This is a genomic window from Streptomyces sp. NPDC001770, from assembly GCF_053596135.1.
The window spans coordinates 19,860-40,295 of the sequence record NZ_JBSFFN010000025.1; the positions used below are offsets into that span (position 1 = coordinate 19,860).

21 protein-coding genes are annotated in these 20,436 nt (G+C 73.2%); 11 read left to right on the forward strand and 10 right to left on the reverse strand.

The window, feature by feature from the left end; all coding sequences use genetic code 11:
- The first annotated feature begins 46 nt into the window (after positions 1–46).
- Positions 47–718, forward strand: a complete 672-nt coding sequence (locus tag ACWCSV_RS21900) for a lipoprotein (RefSeq protein ID WP_451144658.1) — start codon at positions 47–49, stop codon at positions 716–718.
- A gap of 306 nt (positions 719–1,024) precedes the next feature.
- Here the strand turns inward: ACWCSV_RS21900 and ACWCSV_RS21905 are convergent, their stop codons facing one another.
- The 4 genes from ACWCSV_RS21905 to ACWCSV_RS21920 all read right to left on the reverse strand — a co-directional run bounded on the left by ACWCSV_RS21905 (position 1,025) and on the right by ACWCSV_RS21920 (position 4,226).
- Entirely contained in the window at positions 1,025–1,948 is a 924-nt protein-coding gene (locus tag ACWCSV_RS21905) for a 4-(cytidine 5'-diphospho)-2-C-methyl-D-erythritol kinase (protein ID WP_451144660.1), read from the reverse strand.
- Positions 1,945–2,817: a 16S rRNA (adenine(1518)-N(6)/adenine(1519)-N(6))-dimethyltransferase RsmA gene (gene rsmA / locus ACWCSV_RS21910; protein ID WP_451144662.1), complete on the reverse strand. Its 873-nt coding sequence runs from the start codon at positions 2,815–2,817 to the stop codon at positions 1,945–1,947. The genes ACWCSV_RS21905 and rsmA overlap by 4 nt, the downstream gene beginning before the upstream one ends.
- Before the next feature lie 56 nt (positions 2,818–2,873).
- On the reverse strand, positions 2,874–3,740 hold the full coding sequence (locus ACWCSV_RS21915) for a TatD family hydrolase (protein WP_451144664.1): 867 nt from the start codon (positions 3,738–3,740) through the stop codon (positions 2,874–2,876).
- A gap of 87 nt (positions 3,741–3,827) precedes the next feature.
- Positions 3,828–4,226 carry a hypothetical protein gene (locus tag ACWCSV_RS21920; RefSeq protein WP_451144666.1) on the reverse strand — a complete coding sequence of 133 codons (399 nt, stop codon included), beginning with the start codon at positions 4,224–4,226 and terminating at the stop codon, positions 3,828–3,830.
- 479 nt (positions 4,227–4,705) lie between these two features.
- Here ACWCSV_RS21920 and ACWCSV_RS21925 point away from each other — a divergent pair, with 479 nt between their 5' ends.
- The 5 genes from ACWCSV_RS21925 to ACWCSV_RS21945 are packed head-to-tail and all read left to right on the forward strand — an operon-like array spanning position 4,706 to position 8,729.
- Positions 4,706–4,888 (forward strand): hypothetical protein, encoded by a 183-nt coding sequence (locus ACWCSV_RS21925; protein WP_451144668.1) that lies wholly within the window; start codon positions 4,706–4,708, stop codon positions 4,886–4,888.
- A gap of 10 nt (positions 4,889–4,898) precedes the next feature.
- Positions 4,899–5,615: a hypothetical protein gene (locus ACWCSV_RS21930; RefSeq protein WP_451144670.1), complete on the forward strand. Its 717-nt coding sequence runs from the start codon at positions 4,899–4,901 to the stop codon at positions 5,613–5,615.
- Positions 5,612–6,694: a DUF6895 family protein gene (locus ACWCSV_RS21935; RefSeq protein ID WP_451144672.1), complete on the forward strand. Its 1,083-nt coding sequence runs from the start codon at positions 5,612–5,614 to the stop codon at positions 6,692–6,694. Before ACWCSV_RS21930 ends, ACWCSV_RS21935 begins: the two co-directional genes overlap by 4 nt.
- Entirely contained in the window at positions 6,691–7,614 is a 924-nt protein-coding gene (locus tag ACWCSV_RS21940; RefSeq protein ID WP_451144674.1) for a DUF6895 family protein, read from the forward strand. The genes ACWCSV_RS21935 and ACWCSV_RS21940 overlap by 4 nt, the downstream gene beginning before the upstream one ends.
- A complete protein-coding gene (locus ACWCSV_RS21945) occupies positions 7,611–8,729 on the forward strand; it encodes a serine hydrolase domain-containing protein (RefSeq protein WP_451144676.1) in 1,119 nt (372 codons plus the stop codon). Before ACWCSV_RS21940 ends, ACWCSV_RS21945 begins: the two co-directional genes overlap by 4 nt.
- 65 nt (positions 8,730–8,794) lie before the next feature.
- On the opposite strand, the gene rsmI is transcribed toward ACWCSV_RS21945, so the two are convergent.
- Positions 8,795–9,697: a 16S rRNA (cytidine(1402)-2'-O)-methyltransferase gene (rsmI, locus tag ACWCSV_RS21950; RefSeq protein WP_451144678.1), complete on the reverse strand. Its 903-nt coding sequence runs from the start codon at positions 9,695–9,697 to the stop codon at positions 8,795–8,797.
- A 62-nt stretch (positions 9,698–9,759) separates the two neighbouring features.
- On the opposite strand from rsmI, the gene ACWCSV_RS21955 reads away from it, so the two are divergent.
- The 4 genes from ACWCSV_RS21955 to ACWCSV_RS21970 all read left to right on the forward strand — a co-directional run bounded on the left by ACWCSV_RS21955 (position 9,760) and on the right by ACWCSV_RS21970 (position 14,926).
- A complete protein-coding gene (locus ACWCSV_RS21955) occupies positions 9,760–11,529 on the forward strand; it encodes a dolichyl-phosphate-mannose--protein mannosyltransferase (protein WP_451144680.1) in 1,770 nt (589 codons plus the stop codon).
- A gap of 206 nt (positions 11,530–11,735) precedes the next feature.
- Positions 11,736–13,373 (forward strand): penicillin-binding transpeptidase domain-containing protein, encoded by a 1,638-nt coding sequence (locus tag ACWCSV_RS21960; protein WP_451144682.1) that lies wholly within the window; start codon positions 11,736–11,738, stop codon positions 13,371–13,373.
- Positions 13,374–13,514: 141 nt separating this feature from the next.
- Entirely contained in the window at positions 13,515–14,078 is a 564-nt protein-coding gene (locus ACWCSV_RS21965; RefSeq protein WP_451144684.1) for a YbaK/EbsC family protein, read from the forward strand.
- Positions 14,075–14,926, forward strand: coding sequence for an EamA family transporter (locus ACWCSV_RS21970; RefSeq protein ID WP_451144686.1), 852 nt, complete (start codon positions 14,075–14,077; stop codon positions 14,924–14,926). Before ACWCSV_RS21965 ends, ACWCSV_RS21970 begins: the two co-directional genes overlap by 4 nt.
- A 15-nt stretch (positions 14,927–14,941) precedes the next feature.
- On the opposite strand, the gene ACWCSV_RS21975 is transcribed toward ACWCSV_RS21970, so the two are convergent.
- The 5 genes from ACWCSV_RS21975 to ACWCSV_RS21995 form a co-directional block, all read right to left on the reverse strand.
- Positions 14,942–15,736 (reverse strand): SDR family NAD(P)-dependent oxidoreductase, encoded by a 795-nt coding sequence (locus tag ACWCSV_RS21975; RefSeq protein ID WP_451144688.1) that lies wholly within the window; start codon positions 15,734–15,736, stop codon positions 14,942–14,944.
- A gap of 116 nt (positions 15,737–15,852) precedes the next feature.
- Positions 15,853–17,013: a serine hydrolase domain-containing protein gene (locus ACWCSV_RS21980; RefSeq protein WP_451144809.1), complete on the reverse strand. Its 1,161-nt coding sequence runs from the start codon at positions 17,011–17,013 to the stop codon at positions 15,853–15,855.
- A gap of 66 nt (positions 17,014–17,079) precedes the next feature.
- Positions 17,080–17,874 (reverse strand): energy-coupling factor ABC transporter ATP-binding protein, encoded by a 795-nt coding sequence (locus ACWCSV_RS21985; protein ID WP_451144690.1) that lies wholly within the window; start codon positions 17,872–17,874, stop codon positions 17,080–17,082.
- Positions 17,875–17,967: 93 nt separating this feature from the next.
- Positions 17,968–18,729: a cobalt ECF transporter T component CbiQ gene (cbiQ, locus tag ACWCSV_RS21990; protein ID WP_451144692.1), complete on the reverse strand. Its 762-nt coding sequence runs from the start codon at positions 18,727–18,729 to the stop codon at positions 17,968–17,970.
- Positions 18,730–18,737: 8 nt separating this feature from the next.
- On the reverse strand, positions 18,738–19,829 hold the full coding sequence (locus ACWCSV_RS21995; protein WP_451144694.1) for an energy-coupling factor ABC transporter permease: 1,092 nt from the start codon (positions 19,827–19,829) through the stop codon (positions 18,738–18,740).
- A gap of 210 nt (positions 19,830–20,039) precedes the next feature.
- Between ACWCSV_RS21995 and ACWCSV_RS22000 the strand changes: the two genes are divergently transcribed.
- The gene (locus ACWCSV_RS22000) at positions 20,040–20,393 is read left to right on the forward strand and encodes an SsgA family sporulation/cell division regulator (protein ID WP_451144696.1); all 354 of its coding nucleotides are present in this window, start codon (positions 20,040–20,042) and stop codon (positions 20,391–20,393) included.
- The last annotated feature ends 43 nt before the right edge of the window (positions 20,394–20,436 follow it).

Genomic DNA, 20,436 nt, shown 5'->3' on the forward strand with positions numbered 1-20,436 from the left:
TCCGGGGCGGCCCCCCGGGCAGGAGCGTCACAGGGGTGGGGACTTCATGGCGGGCATATCGGTACGGCTCGGGCTGCCGGCGGCGGCCACGGTGACCGCGGCGTTCTGCGCCCTGGCGGGCTGCGGCACCGGGGACGACGGCAGGGCCACCGCCGCCGCCTCGTCGGCCGCGGCGCCCGCGTCCCCCTCGGCGACGGGGTCGGATACGGCGGTGGAGCCCGCCGCCAAGGGCGGCAGCATCGGCGCCGCCGGCTCCGCCTGCGAGCTCCCGGTCACCTTCGACCTGGCGGCGCGGTGGAAGCCCGACGCCGTGGACGTCGATCCCGCCTCCGAGTTCGGCGCCCTGGCGCGGCAGGGCCCGCTGACCCTCGTCTGCGAGATCGACGCGAAGCCGGCCGGGAACATCGGCTACCTGCGGGTCTGGCGGGGCGAGAAGACCTCCGCCTCCCCCCGGGAGCTGCTGGAAGCCTTCGTGGCGGCCGAGGCGGGCGCCACCGACGCCTCGTACACGGACATCGAGGCCGGCACGGTCGCCGGAGCCGAGGCCACGTACACCCTGGCCGGCGAGTTCCAGGACGAACCGAACAGGGAAACCGCCTTCCTCGTGCCCACCGCGAAGGGCCCGGTCCTCGTCCACCTCGCCGGCATGGACACCGAGGAGCACGACCGGATGCTCCCCGCGTACGAGCTGGCGAAATCGAGCCTGCGGGCCGGCTGAGCCTGTCGTACGGCCCTCGGCCTTGTCCGAGTGGTCTGGTTCTCACCGCGGTCGGACTCTTCGTGCTCCCCGGCACCGACCGAGTCATCGAGCTGCACGGCAGGCAGGGCGGCCGGCCGGAACCCGGGGACCGTGCCCCCGATGGTCCTCGAAGCGCTGGGAACCGTCCACTTCGTGGTGGGTGTCGTCCGCGCGACTCTCGGCATCCTCATGCTCTTCGGCTGACGCCGACCGCAGGAAGGAAGCACCATCCGGAACCGCACCTCCCCGGCGGGCGAGCATGCGGACTCCGCAGTGGCCGGCCCCTCAGACCACCGTCGCCCCAGGCGCCGGGGACTCCGCGACCCGCGCCGTGCGGCAGGTGCCGGAGGCGGTGAGGGCGGCGGCGACCCGGTGGGCGGTCTCCTCGTCGGCGACCAGGAAAGCGGTGGTCGGGCCGGAGCCGGAGACCAGGGCGGCGAGGGCCCCGGCGTCGGTGCCGGCGGCCAGGGTCGCGGCGAGCGAGGGGCGCAGCGAGAGGGCGGCGGCCTGGAGGTCGTTGCTCAGGGTCTTCGCCAGGGCGACCGGGTCGCCGGAGGCGAGGGCGTCGAGCAGGGCCGGGGCGGCGGCGGGCTCGGGGACGTCCGTACCGGCGGTGAGCCGGTCGAACTCGCCGAACACGACCGGGGTGGAGAGTCCGCCGTCGGCGACGGCGAAGACCCAGTGGAAGGTGCCGCCGGTACCGACCGGGGTGAGCAGCTCGCCACGGCCGGTGCCGAGGGCGGCTCCGCCGATCAGGCTGAACGGGACGTCGCTGCCGAGCTCGGCGCAGATCTCCAGGAGCTCTTCGCGGGAGGCGCCGGTGGACCAGAGCGCGTCGCAGGCGAGGAGGGCGGCGGCGCCGTCGGCGCTGCCTCCGGCCATGCCCCCGGCGACGGGGATGTCCTTGGCGATGTGCAGGTGGACGGCGGGCTCGATGCCGTACCGCTTCGCGAGGGCGAGGGCGGCGCGGGCGGCGAGGTTGCTGCGGTCCAGTGGCACCTGGGCGGCGTCCGGGCCGGAGCAGGTGATCGTCAGGTCGTCGGCCGGGGTCGCGGTGACCTCGTCGTAGAGGCCGACGGCGAGGAAGACGTTGGCGAGGTCGTGGAAGCCGTCGGGGCGGGCCGCGCCCACGGCGAGCTGGACGTTGACCTTGGCCGGTACGCGAACGGTGACGGCAGCGCTTCCGGTCGAGGCGGCACTTTCGGTCATGCGGGCAGCTCCGGCTTGTTCTCGGCGATGGCGGCGAACTCCTCGACCGTGAGCGACTCGCCCCGGGCCTGCGGGGAGACCCCGGCGGCGACGAGCGCGGCCTCGGCGGCGGGTGCGGAGCCTGCCCACCCGGACAGGGCGGCGCGCAGCGTCTTGCGGCGCTGGGCGAAGGCGGCGTCGACGACGGCGAAGACCTCGGTGCGGCTCGCGGACGTCTTGACCGGGTCGGTGCGCCGGACCAGCGAGACGAGCCCGGAGTCGACGTTGGGGGCGGGCCAGAAGACGGTGCGGCCGATGGCTCCGGCGCGCTTCACGTCGGCGTACCAGTTGGCCTTCACGGAGGGGACGCCGTAGACCTTGTTGCCGGGGCGGGCGGCGAGCCGGTCGGCGACCTCGGACTGCACCATGACAAGAGTCCGCTCGATGCTCGGGAAGCGCTCCAGCATGGTGAGCAGCACGGGCACGGCGACGTTGTACGGGAGGTTGGCGACGAGCGCCGTGGGCGCGGGGCCCGGCAGCTCGGTGACCAGCATCGCGTCGGAGTGGACGAGGGCGAACCGGTCGGCGCGGCCGGGCATCCGGGCCTCGACGGTGGCGGGCAGGGCGGCGGCGAGGACGTCGTCGATCTCCACGGCCACGACCCGGTCGGCCGCCTCCAGCAGCGCCAGGGTCAGCGAGCCGAGCCCCGGCCCGACCTCGACGACGACGTCGTCGGGCCGCACCTCGGCGGTGCGCACGATCCTGCGGACCGTGTTGGCGTCGATGACGAAGTTCTGGCCGCGCTGCTTGGTCGGGCGTACGCCCAGCGCCGCCGCCAGTTCGCGGATGTCTGCGGGGCCCAGGAGGGCGTCGGACTCTGTGCTGCTCACCCACTAAGCCTACGGGCGAATGCGTACGCGGTTGCGTACGCAGCCCGCGCGCACACTCAGTAGTCGAAGGCCCGCGCGGTGTTGGCGTCGACGGTCGCGGCGAGGGTGTCCTCGTCCACGCCCTTGACCTCGGCCATCGCCCGGAGGGTGACGGGGATGAGGTAGGGGGCGTTGGGGCGGCCCCGGTAGGGCGCCGGGGTGAGGAAGGGGGCGTCGGTCTCGACGAGCACCAGCTCGTCCGGGGCGACGGCGAGGGCGTCACGCAGCGGCTGGGCGTTCTTGAAGGTGACGTTGCCGGCGAAGGACATGAAGTAGCCGGCCCGCGCGCAGATCCGTGCCATCTCGGCGTCGCCGGAGTAGCAGTGGAAGACCGTACGGTCCGGGGCGCCCACCTCGGCGAGGACCCGCAGCACGTCGGCGTGGGCCTCGCGGTCGTGGATGACGAGCGCCTTGCCGTGCCGCTTGGCGATCTCGATGTGCGCCCGGAAGGACTCCTCCTGGGCGGCGCGCCCCTCGGGTTCGGTACGGAAGTAGTCGAGGCCGGTCTCGCCGACGCCGCGCACGTGGGCGAGGGCGGCGAGCGCGTCGATCTCCGCGAGCGCCTCGTCCAGCGCGGCCTTGCCGCCCGGGGCGCGGACCCCTTCGCGGGTGCGGCCCTCGGGGTCGCCGTGGACGATGCGCGGCGCCTCGTTGGGGTGGAGGGCGACCGAGGCGTGCACCTGCGGGTGGGCGGCGGCCGTCTCGGCGGCCCAGCGCGACCCGGCGAGGTCGCAGCCGACCTGGACGACGGTGGTGACGTTGACCGCGGCGGCCCGGGCGAGGGCCTCCTCCACGGTGCCGTCCTGCATGTCCAGGTGGGTGTGCGAATCGGCGACCGGAACCCCCAGGGGTTCGGGCAGCGGCGGCGCTTCGGTACGGCTCATGCCCTGATCGTACGAGGAGGTCGGGACGGGAGGGCGCCCGCCCGGGGTCCGGGGACACGGGCGGGCGCGCCTGGTCAGCGGCCCCGGTCAGCGGCGCTGGAAGGGGTGGAACAGGTCCGACAGGTGCCAGTGGCGGGCGGCTCCGGCTCCCGCCGGTACGGCCACGGCGGCCACCCGCTCGTCGTCGTCGCGTCCCGCGGCGGTGGTGCCGGTCGGATCGCGCCGCGGGTTGCCCTGCAGCAGCTGCTGCACGAGGGAGACCCGTCCCGAACCCATGATGCGGACCACGTGGCCGCCGCAGTTCGTGCAGGTCGGGGTCGACAGAGGGGAGGGGACCCGCTCCCCGTCGGCCTTGTAGACCACGAAGGCATTGCCGTCGCGGTCGACGTGGTGCTCTATTTCGTAGGCCTGTTCCCAACCGTGTCCACATCGCATGCAGGCGAAGGCATAGGCCTCATGGACCGTGGTCACCGCGATCTCACTCATACTTGCTCCTCTTGTCCGCAGGACAAGCCGCTCCCGAGTGTTTCCACCTCCCAGTGCACACCCGCCGAATGTGAAACGCACCGGCTCAGGAGCAGTGTTGATGCGTTCTTGGACTCCTTGGTGAGCCCTTGGCTCGCGCATGGTGCGAGGGCGCCCCGCACGAAACCAGCCGTTGGCGGCGCGCGGGCGTGCACCGCCTGTTCACACCTTCGGGGGGCGCATTTCCCGGCGTCCACACCTCCGCGCGCTGGGCGTCCGGACAGGGCCGACGAGCGCACAATCCCCGCAGCCAAAGGGCTACACAGGGGCGCACTGGGGGCGCATTCACGAGGTGCGGAATGAATTGAGCATTCAATTGAATTCCGCACCTCAACAAAACAGCACGTCCGGTTTGCGCGGTTCGCTTATCTGGTTTTCACTCAATCCGTACGCAAGTACACGCAACCCCGGCTTTTCCACAGAACAGAACGGGAACGCTCATGCACACGGAAATCACCCCCACCACCACGACCGACCTCGACACCGACCTGGAGGCCGCGCTCAACCCGGGCGAGGTCGAGGGCCTGTACCGCGACTCGCGCGAGTGCGCGTACCTGGCGCTTCTCGGGGGTGGCTCGCTGCTCCTCCTCTCGCCGCCCACCCCGCGGCCGAAGAAGGGCTGACTCTCAGCCCATGAACCAGTCAAGCGCTTCGTCCCGGCTCTCGGACGCGGTGCACGACCTGGCGAACGAGGTGGTCCTCGCTCTTAGGAGCGGGGGCCACCTCGCCACGGTGTGCGGCGCGGCCGGAATCCACGAGGACGACAGAACGGGCATCGCCGCGGTACGGGTCATCGGAGCCGACCTGCTGCTGCCCAGCGTGCTGTACGGACAGAACCCGCACCCCGGCGACGTGGCGGTCTTCCACCGCGCGGTGGAGGAGTTCCCGCCGCGACCGGACGCCTCGCCCTCCGCCGCCTGGGGCCACTGGGCGATGCTCTCCACCCTGCACCGGGTGGCCCCCTCCATCACCGTCGGACGACCGCCCGGCGCCACGGCCGTCCTGGACGAGCCCGGTGTCGCCGGCCTGAGCGACGCGCCCTGGCAGGCGTTCTCGCACCAGCTCTCCCTCCTCACGCCGCTCGCCGTCCCGGCGGCGGCGTCTTCCGTCGCGGACGTCGCCCGCGGCCGGGTGACCGACCTCGCGCGCGGCTTCGTCCGCGCGGTGCGCCGCCGCGACTGGCTCCAGGCCTCGGGCACCGGCCGCTGGCTGGCCGCCCTGGGCGGGGAGCCGCCGACGCTCGGTCTCGACCGGGGACTCGACTTCGTCGAGCTCATGGGCGGCCAGGACCCCCGGGTGGCCCTGAACGTCCGCGCCGCCCGGCTGATGACCGAGGAGCGCGGCAGGTGACGGCGGACCAGGCGACGGCGGACCGGGCGACGGCGGCGCGCCCCGGGGGCGGGGGCGCGGCGGAGCACCGGGCCGCCGTCGCCGCGCTCACCGTCCTCGTACGCGAGGTGCGCGACCGCGCTCTGGTCTGGACCGAGGACCACCTGGCCGGCTTCGTCCTCCCCGAGGACGTGCTGGAGCCGCACACCAAGGTCGACCACACCCTCAAGCCGCTCGGCGAACTCGCCCAGCTGTGCAGCACCGCCCACCGGGTCACCGCCCCCGACGATCCGGCCCACACCACCGCCGACCGGCTGGTGGCGTTCGCCTGGGAGCAGACCCGCTCCGGGGATCTGCTGCTGGAACTCCTGCGGTCCGAGCCCTTCGCCGCGTACCCGTTCGAGATCTACGCGGCCTTCGCCGGGCACGGGCTCCGCCACGAGGGCTTCGAGCGGCTCGCCCGCCGGGTCGCGGCCACCCGGGGCTGGGCGGTCACCGAGCAGCACGCCAACCGGCAGCTGGGGCTGATCAACTCCGAGCGCCGGGTGGGCATCGCCCCGCACGCGGACGCCGAGCAGGTGCTGCGCCGCACCTGGCTGGGCGGGCTGTCCGAGCCCTGGATGCTGGAGCGTTCCTCCGGCTACTCCCTGACCCACGCGGCGTACCACGTCACCGACTGGGGAGTCGCCCCCGAGCGGATGCCGGAGGACCTGGACGTCTATCTGCGGACCTGGCTGCCCGCCTGGACGGACGGCTGTCTGGAGAGCCACCAGTGGGACCTCACCGCCGAACTGCTGGCGGTCGGCGCGGGCCTGCCGGGAGCACCGCCGGTGGAGCTGTTCGCCGAGGCCTGGCCCGCGCTCGCCCGGGTGCAGCACCCGAGCGGCTGCCTCCCGGAGACCGGCCCGCCCGTCGCGCCCCGAAGCGCGGCGGACGAGGAGCCGTACCCGTTCCTGGCCTGCTACCACTCCACGCTGGTGACGGTCTTCGCCGCCTCGCTCACCGCGGCCAGGCTGGAAGACCCCACCGCGCCCGCCTTGTCCGCCCCGTCCGCCTTGTCCGCCCCGTCCGCCTCGCCCGAAAGGAAGCACTGCGCATGAGCGGTATCCAGCAGATCCACGAGGTGGGAGCGAAGGCTCTCCAGTGGCTGCACGCCCACCGGGAGGGGTTCCGGCTGGAGGACGACCCCTCCCCCGAGGCCGGGATGCTGGACCGGTTCAAGCCCCTCGGTGAGCTGGCGCTCATCAGCAAGGTGATCTTCCGGGAGGGCGTCGCCGGGTCCCAGCAGGCCTCCCTCGCCCGTTCCCTCCTCGACTTCGCCTGGCACGAGCTGCTGGACTCCGGACACCGGCTGCTGGACGGGCAGCGCCGCGAGCCGCTCTGCCCGGCGCCGATGGAGGTGTACGTACCGTTCAAGGAGCTGGGCTACCGCCACCCGGACCTGGAAGCGGCCGTGCGCCTGAACCGCCGCCTCACCAGCTGGGGCCGGCTGGAGGTGAACCCGGTGCGGCGTCTCGGCATCGCCACGGTCGAGCGCCGGTTCGGGCTGACCGCGAGCGTCCCGGAGGACGAGGCGTTCCAACGCACCTGGCTCGCCGCCCGGCCCGAGCCGTGGACCGTCGAGGGGCACATCGCCTACGACATCACCCACACCGTCTTCCACCTCACCGACTGGGGCCTGTCACCCGACGGACTGCCGCCGGAGATCGCCGACTACCTCGCGCTCTGGCTGCCCGTCTGGCTGGACGACTGGACCGACCTGAAGCGCTGGGACCTCCTCGGCGAGCTGCTGGTGATCGACGCCTGTCTGCCCGAGCCGACGCTCGACCCGGCGGCCTGGGACGCCTTCGCCGCCGCGCAGGAACCGGACGGGGCCATGCCGGTGCTGGAGGGAATGCCCGAGGGCGACCCGGAGTGGGTCTTCGACCTCGTCTACCACCCGACGCTGGTGGCCGCGTTCGCCTCGGCGCTGGCGGTCTCCCGTTCCCTGTCGGACCTCACCTCGGCGGCCTCCGCGTGAGTACGGTCCCCACCCTCGCCCGTACCGCGTCCGACGGCCCCGGCGGCCCGGACCCCGGCGCCGACGCGCGGCTCCTCGCCGGGGCGGCCGAGGCGATCGGCCCGGCACCCGACCTGGTGCTCGCGCTCAGCCGCCACGGGCACCGCACCCTGCACGTCACCGGCACCGCGCCGGAACCGCGGGACCGGCCGCGCGACCGGCTCCGGTACGAGCTCGGCTCGGCGTCCAAGACCTTCACCGGGCTGCTGCTCGCCCGGCTCGTCGCCGCGGGGCGCCTCTCGTACGACGCCCCGGCCGCGGAACTCCTGGCGCCCGGCCACCCGGTGCATCCGTCCCTACGGGCGATCACCCTGCGCCATCTGGTCACCCACACCTCAGGGCTGCCCGGACTGCCCGCCGGCTTCTACCCGCAGGCGGTACCGCGCTGGACCACCGCCCCGTACGCAGGTTACGGCGCCGACCGGGTCGTCCGCGCCTTCCTGCGGACCCGCCCGCGCCACGCGCCGGGGACCCGCTGGCACTACTCGAACTTCGCCGTCGCGGTCCTGGCCCAGACCCTCGCCGCCGCGACCGGCACCCCCTGGGAGGTCCTCGTCCACCAGGAGGTGCTCGCCCCGCTGCACCTGGACGCCACCGCGCTCGGCCCGGGGCGCCCGGGTGCCGACGCGACGGGCCACGGGCGCGGCGGGGCGCCGGTGCCGGTGCTCGACATCGGCGGGTTCGCCGGGGCGGGGGCCGTCCGGTCCACCCCGCACGACCTGCTCACCTTCCTGGAAGCACACCTCGCGGCGAGCGGCGCGTACGCCGGGACCGAGGCGGCCGGGGTCACCCCGTTCGTACCGCCGCCGGACGCGCCGCTCGCCGCCGCGCTGGCGGGGATGCGGCGGCCGGTACTGCGCCGGGGCCTCCGGCACACCCACACCCACACGCTGACGTGGTTCCAGCACGCGTCCCCGCACGGTCCGGTGAACTTCCACGCCGGGGCGACCCCCGGGCAGCAGGCGTTCCTCGGCTACTGCCCGGACTCCGGGACCGCGCTGGCCGCCGTCTGCACCCGGCGGGTGTCGTTCGGGGACCCGTTCGTGGCGACGGTCCACGGGGTGCTGACGGAGTAGGCCGTGTCGTCGAAGTGGCGTCGTCCGGCAGGCGGGACTATCGCAACACGCTGTGGTCAGGGGGCTCAGACGGTGGGCGTGCCCGGCGTGCGGGCGGCGTTCTTCGCGGCGACCACCGCGTCGAACACCTCGCGCTTGGGCAGCCCGGCGTCCGCGGCGACGGCGGCGATGGCCTCCTTGCGGCGCTCCCCCGCCTCCTCGCGGACCTGGACCCGGCGCACCAGCTCCGCCGCGTCCAGCTCCTCGGCGCCGGTGTCGCCCGCGCCCTCCACGACGACGGTGATCTCACCGCGTACGCCCTCGGCCGCCCACACCGCCAGCTCGCCGAGCGGGCCGCGCTTCACTTCCTCGTACGTCTTCGTCAGCTCGCGGCAGACGGCGGCCCGGCGGTCCGCGCCGAAGACCTCGGCCATCGCGGCGAGGGTGTCGTCCAGGCGGTGCGGGGCCTCGAAGAAGACCATGGTGCGGCGCTCGTCGCCGACCTCGCGGAGGCGGCCGAGGCGCTCGCCCGCCTTGCGGGGCAGGAAGCCCTCGAAGCAGAACCGGTCCACCGGCAGACCGGAGAGCGCCAGCGCGGTGAGGACCGCCGAGGGACCGGGCACGGCGGTGACCTTGATGTCCTTCTCGACGGCGGCGGCGACCAGGCGGTAGCCGGGGTCGGAGACGGACGGCATCCCCGCGTCGGTGACCAGCAGCACCCGTGCGCCGCCGGTCAGCGCCTCGACCAGCTCCGGGGTGCGGGCGGATTCGTTCCCCTCGAAGTAGGAGACGACCCGCCCCGTGGTGTGGATGCCGAGCGCCTGGGTCAGGCGGCGCAGCCGGCGGGTGTCCTCGGCCGCTACGACGTCGGCCGTCTCCAGCTCGGCGGCGAGACGCGGCGGGGCGTCCGCCACGTCGCCGATGGGGGTCCCCGCGAGAACCAGCGTTCCGGTCGTCGGCTTTCCAGGCGTTCCAGGCGTTTCAGTCACAGGAACCATCCTCCCAGCCCCGGCGGCCCCCCTCGCACAGATGCTTTCCCTACGATGGCGCGGTGACGAGTACTGCGCCCGACGCCCGGCAGGGCCACGACGCCGGGGACGAACTCCCCGGCGAGCAGCCTTCTCCCTGGGAGCGGCGGCTGCACCGCTTCGGCCACGTGCCCCGGAAGGACATCGGGCTGCGTGAACGCCTCATCCCTCCCTACAACCGGCCGAGCCCCCGCACCTGGGGGGTCCTCGGGGTGCCACCGTCCCTCGCGGACCGGCTGGAAAGGTGGTCGGGGTGGGGCGGCCCGCTCCTGGTGACCCTGGTCGCCGGGGTGCTGCGCTTCTGGCGGCTGGGGCAGCCCGACGCGGTGATATTCGACGAGACGTACTACGCCAAGGACGCCTGGGCCCTGATCAACCAGGGGTACGAAGGCGCCTGGCCCAAGGACGTCGACAAGCTCATCCTGAGCGACCCGTCCCAGGTGAAGGTCCCCGTCGACCCCGGGTACGTGGTGCACCCGCCGGTCGGGAAGTGGGTCATCGGGCTCGGCGAGCAGGTGTTCGGCCTCACGCCGTTCGGCTGGCGGTTCATGGTGGCCCTGCTCGGCACCCTGTCCGTGCTGCTGCTGTGCCGGATCGGGCGCCGGATGTTCCGCTCGACGTTCCTGGGGTGCCTGGCGGGCCTGCTGCTCGCGGTGGACGGGCTGCACTTCGTGATGAGCCGCACCGCACTGCTCGACCTGGTGCTGATGTTCTTCGTGGTCGCGGCCTTCGGCTGCCTGGTGAACGACCGCGACTGGGCCCGCCGCAAGCTCGCCGAAGCCCTCCCGGTGGACGAGGAGGGGGTGCTCCGCCCGGACGCCCGGATCGCGGAGACCCTGCGCCTCGGCCTGCGGCCCTGGCGGCTCGCGGCCGGGCTGATGCTGGGCCTCGCCTTCGGCACCAAGTGGAACGGCCTCTACATCCTGGCCGCGTTCGCCGTCATGTCGGTCCTCTGGGACGTGGGCGCCCGCCGCACCGCCGGCGCGTTCCGCCCGTACGCGGCGGTCCTCCGCCGGGACCTGCTGCCCGCCTTCGTCTCCACGGTCCCGGTCGCGCTGGCCACGTACCTCGTCTCCTGGACGGGCTGGCTGATCACGGACAAGGGGTACGACCGCCACTGGGCGGACACCGAGGAGGGCCGCAGCGGCGGCTGGACCTGGCTCCCCGACTGGCTGCGCAGCCTCTGGCACTACGAACGCCAGGTCTACGACTTCCACGTGGGCCTGACCTCCGGCCACACGTACCAGTCGAACCCCTGGAGCTGGATCGTCCTCGGCCGCCCCGTCTCGTACTTCTACGAGGAGCCCGGCTGCCCCGACTCGGCGACCGGCAAGTGCGCCCGCGAGGTCCTCGCGCTCGGCACCCCGCTGCTCTGGTGGGCGGCCTGCTTCGCCCTGGTGTACGTGGTCTGGCGGTGGCTCTTCCGCCGCGACTGGCGGGCGGGCGCCATCGCCTGCGGGGTCGCGGCGGGGTGGGTGCCGTGGTTCTTCTACCAGGAACGCACGATCTTCTTCTTCTACGCGGTCGTCTTCGTGCCCTTCCTCTGTCTCGCCGTCACGATGATGATCGGCGCGATGATCGGCCCAGCCGCCGGCACCGGCACCCGCGCGGAGCTGGGCCTCCCCACCTCCGACCCCACCGGCGAACGCCGCCGCGCGATCGGCGCGGTGGCGGCGGGGCTGCTGGTGCTGCTGATCGTCTGGAACTTCATCTACTTCTGGCCGCTCTACACGGGGACACCGATCCCGGAGCCGGACTGGCGGAACCGGATGTGGCTGGATTCCTGGGTGTGATGCGGCTGACGCACCCGAGGGCGTTACCACACCCGGTCACTCACGCGGGCCAGGGGGGGCGGGAAAGCGCTCCCCGCCCCCAGCCGAAACCATCGTTCCGGTCTGGTAACAACCTTCGCCGCATCCACGCATGTCCCGTACAGTCATCCTCGCAGACAGGTTCTTGAACATGTTCAAGAAGGATTCTCGGGGGAGGGGCCGCAACCATGCGAGGCGGAGCCAAAGTCGCCATAGTCGGCGGAGTGTTCGTGCTGGTGGCCGGGGGGCTGAGTTACGGGGCGTACTCCGTGCTGTTCGACGGCGGAGGCGGTGACGGCCTGGGCACCAAGGCCGCCGTGGTGAAGACCGGGCCGCCGGACACGAAGGAGATCGCCGAGGCGTCGAAGGCGTTCTTCGCGGCCTGGTCCTCCGGGAAGGGCGCCGCCGCCTCGCAGTTGACGAACAACCCGGTCGAGGCGGAGCCCGTACTGACCGGGTACTCCACCGAGGCGCACATCGAGCACGTGGTGATCACCCCGGGTCCGGCGGTCGGCGCGAAGGTCCCGTACACGGTGAAGGGGACCGTCTCGTTCGAGGGGCAGAGCAAGCCGCTCTCGTACTCCTCCGAGTTGACCGTGGTGCGCGGGCTGACCACCGGAAAGGCGCTCGTCGACTGGCAGCCCACCGTCGTGCACCCGAAGTTGACGGCGGGAGCGACGCTCGTCACCGGGGAGTCGTCCGCGCCGGAGATCGAGGCGGTGGACCGCAACGGCAAGGTGCTGACCGCGGAGGAGTACCCGTCGCTCGGGCCGGTCATCGCCTCCCTGCGCGACCGGTACGGCGCACAGTCGGGCGGCACCGCCGGTATCGAGACGTCGATCGAGAGCGGGGACGAGAACACTCCCGCCATCTCCCTGCTGACGCTCACCAAGGGCAAGGCGGGCGAGGTGAAGACGACCATCGACGCGAACGTGCAGGCAGCGGCGGAGAAGGCCGTGCAGCAGTTCGACGAATCCTCCGTGGTGGCGGTCCAGCCGTCGACGGGCGCGATACGGGCCATCGCCAACAACCGGGCCGACGGCTACAACGCGGCCATGCAGGGCACGCTCGCCCCCGGCTCCACGATGAAGATCATCACGGCGGCGATGATCATCCAGAACGGCCTGGGAACGATCGACTCCCCCGTGGAGTGCCCGTCGACCGTCCCGTGGGAGGGAGTCACCTTCCACAACCTCGACGAGTTCTCCATCCCGAACGGCACGTTGAAGAACGCCTTCGCCCGGTCGTGCAACACCGCCTTCATCAAGCCGGTCAAGCCGCTGACCGAGAGGAAGGTGGCCGGCACGGCACTCGGCCAGGAGGCCCGCGACTACTTCGGTCTGGGCCAGGAATGGCACACCGGCATCGCGTCCTTCGACGGAAGCGTCCCCGAGTCGGCCGGAGCCGAGACCGCTGCCTCCTACATCGGCCAGGGCAAGGTCACCATGAGCCCCCTGGACATGGCGTCGGTCACCGCAACCGCGAAGAACGGTTCCTTCAAGCAGCCCTACCTCGTCGCCCGCGACCTGGACGACCGGCCGTTCGCCACCGCCCAGCCGCTTCCCGGCACCGTGGGACAGCAGTTGCGGGACATGATGCGCTTCACCGCGACCGACCCCAGCGGCACCGGCACCGAGGCCATGGCCTCGGTCGGGGGTGACAAGGGCGCGAAGACCGGGTCGGCGGAGGTCGACGGGCAGGGCAAGTCCAACAGCTGGTTCACCGGATTCAGCGACGACCTGGCGGCGGCCGGGGTGGTCCAGTCCGGCGGTCACGGCGGCACCGCGGCCGGCCCGGTCGTCGCGGCGGTACTGCGCGCGGGGTGAACCCCGAGGGATATCGCTCCTCCTCCGACGACTGGTGCGCCGGGCCCGGCCAGGGCCCGGCGCACCACCATGTCCTGATCCGGACGCCCCGCACCAATACGGTTCTGCACGACGCCCGTTCGCGCGAGTAGCCTGCCGATCATGAGCACTTCCACCACCGGCCCCGACGCCGAGCCCCAGCCGACCACCGCATCCGACGCGCAGGCCGCGCAGTCCGCCGCCGCCGCGCACGCCGAGGCACACCCCCGATTCGCCGCCGCGCTCGCCGAGTCGGGGCTCCAGGTCGAGGTACGCCGCTTCCCCGACGCCACCCGTACCGCCGCCGAGGCCGCCGCCGCGATCGGCTGCGAACTGGCCGAGATCACCAAGTCCCTGGTGTTCGTGGCCGACGGCGTCCCGGTGGTCGTCCTGATGGACGGCGCCTCCCGGGTGGACGTGGAGCGGGTGCGCGAGGTGCTGGGCGCGGCGAAGGTGAAGCGCGCGGGCGCCGACGTGGTCCGCGAGGCCACCGGGTACGCGATCGGGGGCGTACCGCCCTTCGGGCACGTGACGAAGACCCGGGTGCTGGCCGATCAGGGCCTGCTGGAGCACGGAGTCGTGTGGGCGGCGGCCGGGACCCCGCACACGGTGTTCCCGCTCGACCCGAAGAGCCTGATCGCCCACGCGGGGGGCACGGTGGTGGACGTGCGCGAGCGGGCCGCGTGACCCCTCTGGTCGTCTGCGCGGTGCTGCTGGCGGCGTTCACCCACGCCGGGTGGAACGCGCTGGCCCACGCGCTCAAGGACCAGCTGCTCTCCTTCACGCTGATCTCCGGCGGCGGTCTGCTGATCGGCGCGGCCGCCGCGCCCTTCCTGCCGTTCCCGGACGCGGGGGCGTGGCCGTACCTGGGCGTCTCGGCGGTGCTGCATCTCGCGTACATGCTGCTGCTGATGCGGTCGTTCACGCTGGGCGACTTCGGCCAGATGTATCCGATCGCCCGGGGTACGGCCCCGCTCGTGGTGACGGTCCTCGCGGCGGTGTTCGTCGGCGAGCGGCCCGGTGCCTGGGCCACGGCGGGCGTGGCGGTGGCCTCGGCCGGGCTGGTCGGGCTCGCCCTGTGGGGCATCCGGGGATCCGGCAGCCGTCCGGACTGGCCGGCCCTGCTGGCGGCGCTCGGGACGGGCCTCGCCATCGCCGGGTACACCACGGTGGACGGCGTCGGGGTGCGCGCCTCGGGCAGTTCGCTGGGGTACGTCGCCTGGCTGATGATCGCGCAGGGGGTGGCCGTACCGGCGTACGCCCTGTACGTCCGGCGCGGTGAACTGGGCTCCCAGCTGGCCCCGTTGGCGGTACGCGGTCTGCTCGGGGCGGCCCTCTCGGTCCTCGCCTACGGGCTGGTGCTGTGGGCGCAGACCCGCGCGGCGCTCGCCCCGGTCGCGGCGCTGCGCGAGTCCTCGATCCTCGTGGGGGCGGCGCTGGGCGCCCTGCTCTTCAAGGAGCGGTTCGGCGCCCCCAGAATCGCGGCGGCCGGGCTGATGGTGGTCGGTATCGGGCTGATGCTGCACGCGGGTTGAGAGCCGGGCGCCCGCTCACTCCCCCGCCATCGCCCGCCTGAAGCCCGTGTGGACGGCGAGCAGTCCGCCGTCGACCCTGAGCGTGGTGCCGGTGATCCAGGACGCGTCGCGGGAGGCGAGGAAGGCGACGGCGGCGGCGATGTCGTCCGGTTCGCCGACGCGGCCGAGCGGGTAGAGGGCGGCGGCCCGGTCGAGTTCGGCCTCGCGGCCCGTCCAGGCATCGGTGCGCAGGGTGCCGGGGGCGATGAGGTTGACGCGCACCCCGCGTGGTCCCGCATGGCCGGCGAGGGTGCGGGTCAGACTGGCCAGACCCGCCTTCGCGGCGCTGTACGCGTGGCCGCCGAAGTCCTGTTCACCGTTGACCGAGCCGATGTTGACGATCGCGCCCCGGCCGGAGGCGGCGAGGTGCGGAAGGGCGGCGCGGGAGCAGCGGAAGGCGCCGCCGAGGCAGATGTCGAGATCGCGCTGCCAGATCTCGTCGCTCTCGTCCTCGAAGAGTTCGGCGTCCGGGCCCGCCGCGTAGGCGTTGTTCACCAGGACGTCGAGGCGGCCGAAGGCGGCGACCGCGTACGCCACCGCCGCCTCCACGGCCGCCCGGTCGCCGACGTCGCAGGCCAGGGAGTCGGCGGCCCGTCCCTCGTCCCGTATCCGCGCGGCGGTGGCGGCGGCCCGGTCGGGGTCCAGGTCGGTGACGAGGACCGAAGCGCCCTCGGCGGCGAGCCGGCGGGCGGTGGCTGCGCCGACCCCCTGCCCCGCTCCGGTGATGAGGACGCCGTGGCCGTCGAAACGCGGGAGAGCATGGGGTGTCATGGGGGCGACCGTACTGCGGTGGGGCGGGTGTGGTCACGGGTGCTGCACGGAACCGCGCCCACCTGAGATGGAGTTGGACGAGACTCGGGCCGTGCGCACGCGGGGGCCGACCCGCCTCAGAGCGCCGAGCGCACCGCCCGGACCAGGGCCTGGGCGCGCGGGTCGGCGGTGACTCCCTTCTGGAGGCCGTTGGTGACGTAGCCGAGGGCGATACGGGACTCGGGGTCGGCGAAGCCGAGGGAGCCGCCGCGTCCGGGGTGGCCGAAGGAGCCGGGGCCGAGCAGCGGGGCGGCGGGGCCGTGGAGCATGTACCCCAGTCCGAAACGGGTGTTGACGACGAGGACCCGGTCGGCTCCGGAGGATTCCTCGGTGCGGGCGAGGGTGAGGGTGGCGGGGGCGAAGAGGCGGTGGCCGTCGACCTCGCCGATCATCGCGGCGTAGCAGCGGGCGAGGGCGCGGGCGGTGGCGATGCCGTTGGAGGCGGGGAGTTCGGCGGTCCGGTAGGCGGGGTCGTTCTCGTCCGGGTCCGGGTCGATCGCGCCGAAGGCCCGGCGGGTGAGCGAGTGCGGGTCGGCGTACGCCTCGGTGACGGCGCGCTTGGGCCGCATGCGCAGGGCGCCGGGGTCGCCGGTCGCGGGCGGTTCGACGGGGCCGATGCGACCGATGCGGTGGGCTTCGTCGGCGGGGAGCCCGAACCAGAAGTCGAGGCCGAGCGGGCGGCCGATCTCCTCGGCGATCCAGCGGCCGATGGTGCGGCCGGTGGCCCGGCGGACGAGTTCGCCGATGAGCCAGCTGTAGGTCTGGGCGTGGTAGCCGTGGTCGGTGCCGGGTTCCCACTGGGGCCGCTGGGCGGCGACGGCGGCCGCCCCGGTGTGGCCGTCGGCGGCCTCGGCGGGGGTGAGCGGGCGGTCCAGGGCGGGGACTCCGGCGCGGTGGGCGAGGAGGTCGCGTACGAGAACGCGCTCCTTGCCGTTCGCCTTGAACTCGGGCCAGTACGTGCCGACCGGGGCGTCCAGGTCGACCTGCCCGCGCTGGTGGAGCATCAGGGGGACGGCGGCGGCGATGCCCTTGCCCGCCGAGCGGACGATCTGGACGGTGTCGACCGCCCAGGGTTCGGTGCCGTCCACGTCCCTCGTACCGGCCCAGAGGTCCACGACCTTGCGCCCGTCGCGGTAGACGGCGACGGCCGCGCCCCGCTCACCGCGCTGTTCGAAGTTCCGTACGAAGGCGTCCCGGACCGCTTCGAATCCGGGCGCCACCGTGCCCCGTACGTCCACGCCTGCTTCCGCGCTCCCGCTCATCCCCCCATCCTGCATTGCCGCGCAGGTCGAGTGGGGGGCGGGTCAGGCCCCGACGGTCACGGAGCCGGGATCGAAGCCGAAGGGCAGCTCCAGCCGGTGGGCGCGCATGAGTTCCTCGTCGAGGAGGAGGTCCTGCGTACGGTCGTCGGCGGCGATGACGCCGTCGCTGAGGATGACCGCGCGGGGGCAGAGCTCCAGGGCGTACGGAAGGTCGTGGGTGACCATCAGGACGGTGACGTCCAGGGAGCGGAGGATGTCGGCGAGTTCGCGGCGGGAGGCCGGGTCCAGGTTGGAGGAGGGCTCGTCGAGGACGAGGATCTCCGGCTCCATGGCGAGGACGGTGGCGACGGCGACCCGGCGGCGCTGGCCGAAGGAGAGGTGGTGCGGCGGGCGGTCGGCGTACTCGGCCATGCCGACCCGGCCGAGGGCGGTGGTGACCCGGGCCTCCAGTTCGGCTCCGCGCAGCCCGGAGGCGGCGGGGCCGAAGGCGACGTCCTCGCGGACGGTGGGCATGAACAGCTGGTCGTCGGGGTCCTGGAAGACGATGCCGACACGGCGGCGGATCTCCGCGAGGTTCCGCTTCCCGACCGGGAGTCCGGCGACGCGGACGGTTCCGGCACCCGCGTCGAGGATGCCGTTGAGGTGGAGGACGAGAGTGGTCTTCCCGGCGCCGTTGGGGCCGAGCAGCGCGACGCGTTCGCCCCGGGCGACGGTCAGGTCCACGCCGAAGAGCGCCTGGTGCCCGTCGGGGTAGGCGTAGGCGAGGCCGCTGACCTCGAGGGACGGCGGCACGGGGGCGGAGGCGGGAGCCGGGCCTGGGGCGATCGGGCTGTTCATGTGTTCATCCCAGCAGATGTACGGAAGGGGAGGTACGGGGAGTCCGCCGGAGCGTTCTGCGGGCCGTGGGGCGCCGGCCGGCCGAAGGGCTTCTCACAGGGCCCAGCCGAGGAGGCAGACGGCGAGGGCGGGCAGCGGGAGCGCCGCCGCGTACGCCCACTGGGCTCGGGAGGCCGTCACCTGGTCGATGACCGGCATGGTGCCCGCGTACCCCCGGCTGACCATCGCCAGGTGGACCCGCTCGCCGCGTTCGTAGGAGCGGATGAAGAGGGCGCCGGCCGACTTGGCGAGGACGCCCCACTGGCGTACGCCGCGCGCCTCGAAGCCCCGGGAGCGGCGGGCGACGGACATCCGGCGCATCTCGTCGGTGATGACGTCCCCGTACCGGATCATGAACGACGCGATCTGGACGAGGAGCGGCGGCAGCCTGAGCTGCTGGAGGCCGAGCAGCAGGGCGCGGAGTTCGGTGGTGGAGGCGAGGATCACCGAGGCGGCGACGCCGAGGGTGCCCTTGGCAAGGACGTTCCAGGCGCCCCAGAGCCCGGCCACGCTGAGATGGAGGCCGAGGAACTCGGTCCGCTCCCCCGGTACGACGAACGGCATGAGCAGAGCGAACGCCACGAACGGGACCTCGACGACCAGCCGCTTCAGCAGGTACCCGGCCGGAATCCGGGCCACCGCCGCGACGGCGGCGAGCAGCACCGCGTAGAGGACGAAGGCCCAGACCGCCTCGCGCGGGGTGGAGACCACGACGAGGACGAAGCAGAAGACGGCGGCGAGCTTGCAGTGCGGGGGCAGCCGGTGGACGGGCGAGTGCCCGTGCCGGAAGAGCCGGTGTGCGTGGCCGGAACCCATCGGGCGGCTCAGACCTTCTCGGCGAGCGGTGCGGCGGCCGGTCCGGCCGTGAGGTCTCCGCCGTCGTTGCGCCGGCGGCGGATCGCCCAGAACACCGTGCCGCCCACGACGACGGTGACGCCGACGCCGATGACCCCGGCGAGGCCGCCGGAGAGGCGGGCGTCGTCCACGTTCTTCACGCCGTAGTCGGCGAGCGGGGAGTCGGCGGAGGCGTGCTCCTCGGTGTTCCGGTCGATGCCCTTGTCGGCGGCGACCTTCTCCAGTCCGTCGGGGCTGGAGGAGGCGTAGTACGAGACGAATCCGGCCAGCACGAGGGCGGTGAGCAGCCCGGCGGCCAGCAGACCGCGGGTGGAGCGGGACGCGACGGCGACGGCGGGCTTCGGGGCCGCCTTCACGGGTGCGGCGGGGACGGCGTCGATCAGCTGCCCGTCCACGCGGAGCTTGAGCGGATTGGCGAAGCCCTTGGCGCCGTGCACCAGGTCGGGGCGGACCGCGATGACGGCACCGACGGTCGCGGCGGTGATGACGGCCTCGCCGATGCCGATGAGGACGTGGACGCCGACCATCGCGGTGAAGACCTTGCCGATGGAGATGTCGGTGGTGCCGCCGATCCAGTAGATCAGCGTGAAGACGACGGCGGCGGCGGGTACGGAGACGAGCGCGGCGACGAAGGAGGCGACGGTGACGGTGCTCCGGCGGCGCGGGAGGGCCCGCATCAGCACCCGGAAGACCACGTACGCGACGACGGTGGTGGTCACGCCCATGTCCAGGACGTTGACGCCGAGGGCGGTGAGGCCGCCGTCCGCGAAGAGGATGCCCTGCATCAGCAGCACCACGGTGACGCAGAGGACCCCGGTGTAGGGCCCGACGAGTATCGCGGCCAGCGCCCCGCCGAGCAGATGCCCGCTGGTACCGGCGGCGACCGGGAAGTTCAGCATCTGCACGGCGAAGATGAAGGCCGCCATCAGCCCGGCGAGCGGCGCGGTGCGCTCGTCCAGTTCACGGCGGGCGCCGCGCAGGCTGACCGCGACGGCGCCCGCTGCGGCGACTCCGGCGGCCACGGAGACAGGTGCGTTGATGAAACCGTCGGGTACATGCATGGAAGGGCTCCGCTTCTGCGGGGTCGGCGGGGACAGCGATGCGGCGTGCGGGCACGGGTCTACGACCCGGCACGGACCGGAACCCGCCAATCATAGGGCGTTCTTGCGAACCATGCGCAAGAGCGCATGTCCTACATTTACGCGCCGCGCACGCGCCGTGAAATATGGGACATTAGATTGCAAAGCGTTAATAACAGGAGGAGTCGGCCGATGTCCCCCGTGATCGAAGAACACACCCGGGCCCGCCTCATCACCGACGGCCCGCTCACGCGCCCGGTCCCGGTCGACCTGCGCTACGACGCCGACGGCGACCCCGGCACCGTCCACCTCGTCTTCGACGGCGGCGCCGACTGGGCGCTCCGCCGCGACCTGCTGGAGGACGGCATGAACATGCCGGTCGAGAGCGGCGAGGTGCGCCTCTGGCCCGCCGGGCGGGCGCAGTTGATGCTGGAACTGCACTCGACCGGCGGAGTCGAGGTCTTCCAGATCGAGAACGCGGCGCTTCAGCGCTTCCTGGGCCGCACGCACGCCGAGACCGCCCCGCCCGCCGCCGCCGGGCGCTGAGCCCCGCCGCGTCCCGTACGCCGACGTACCGACGTACCCACGT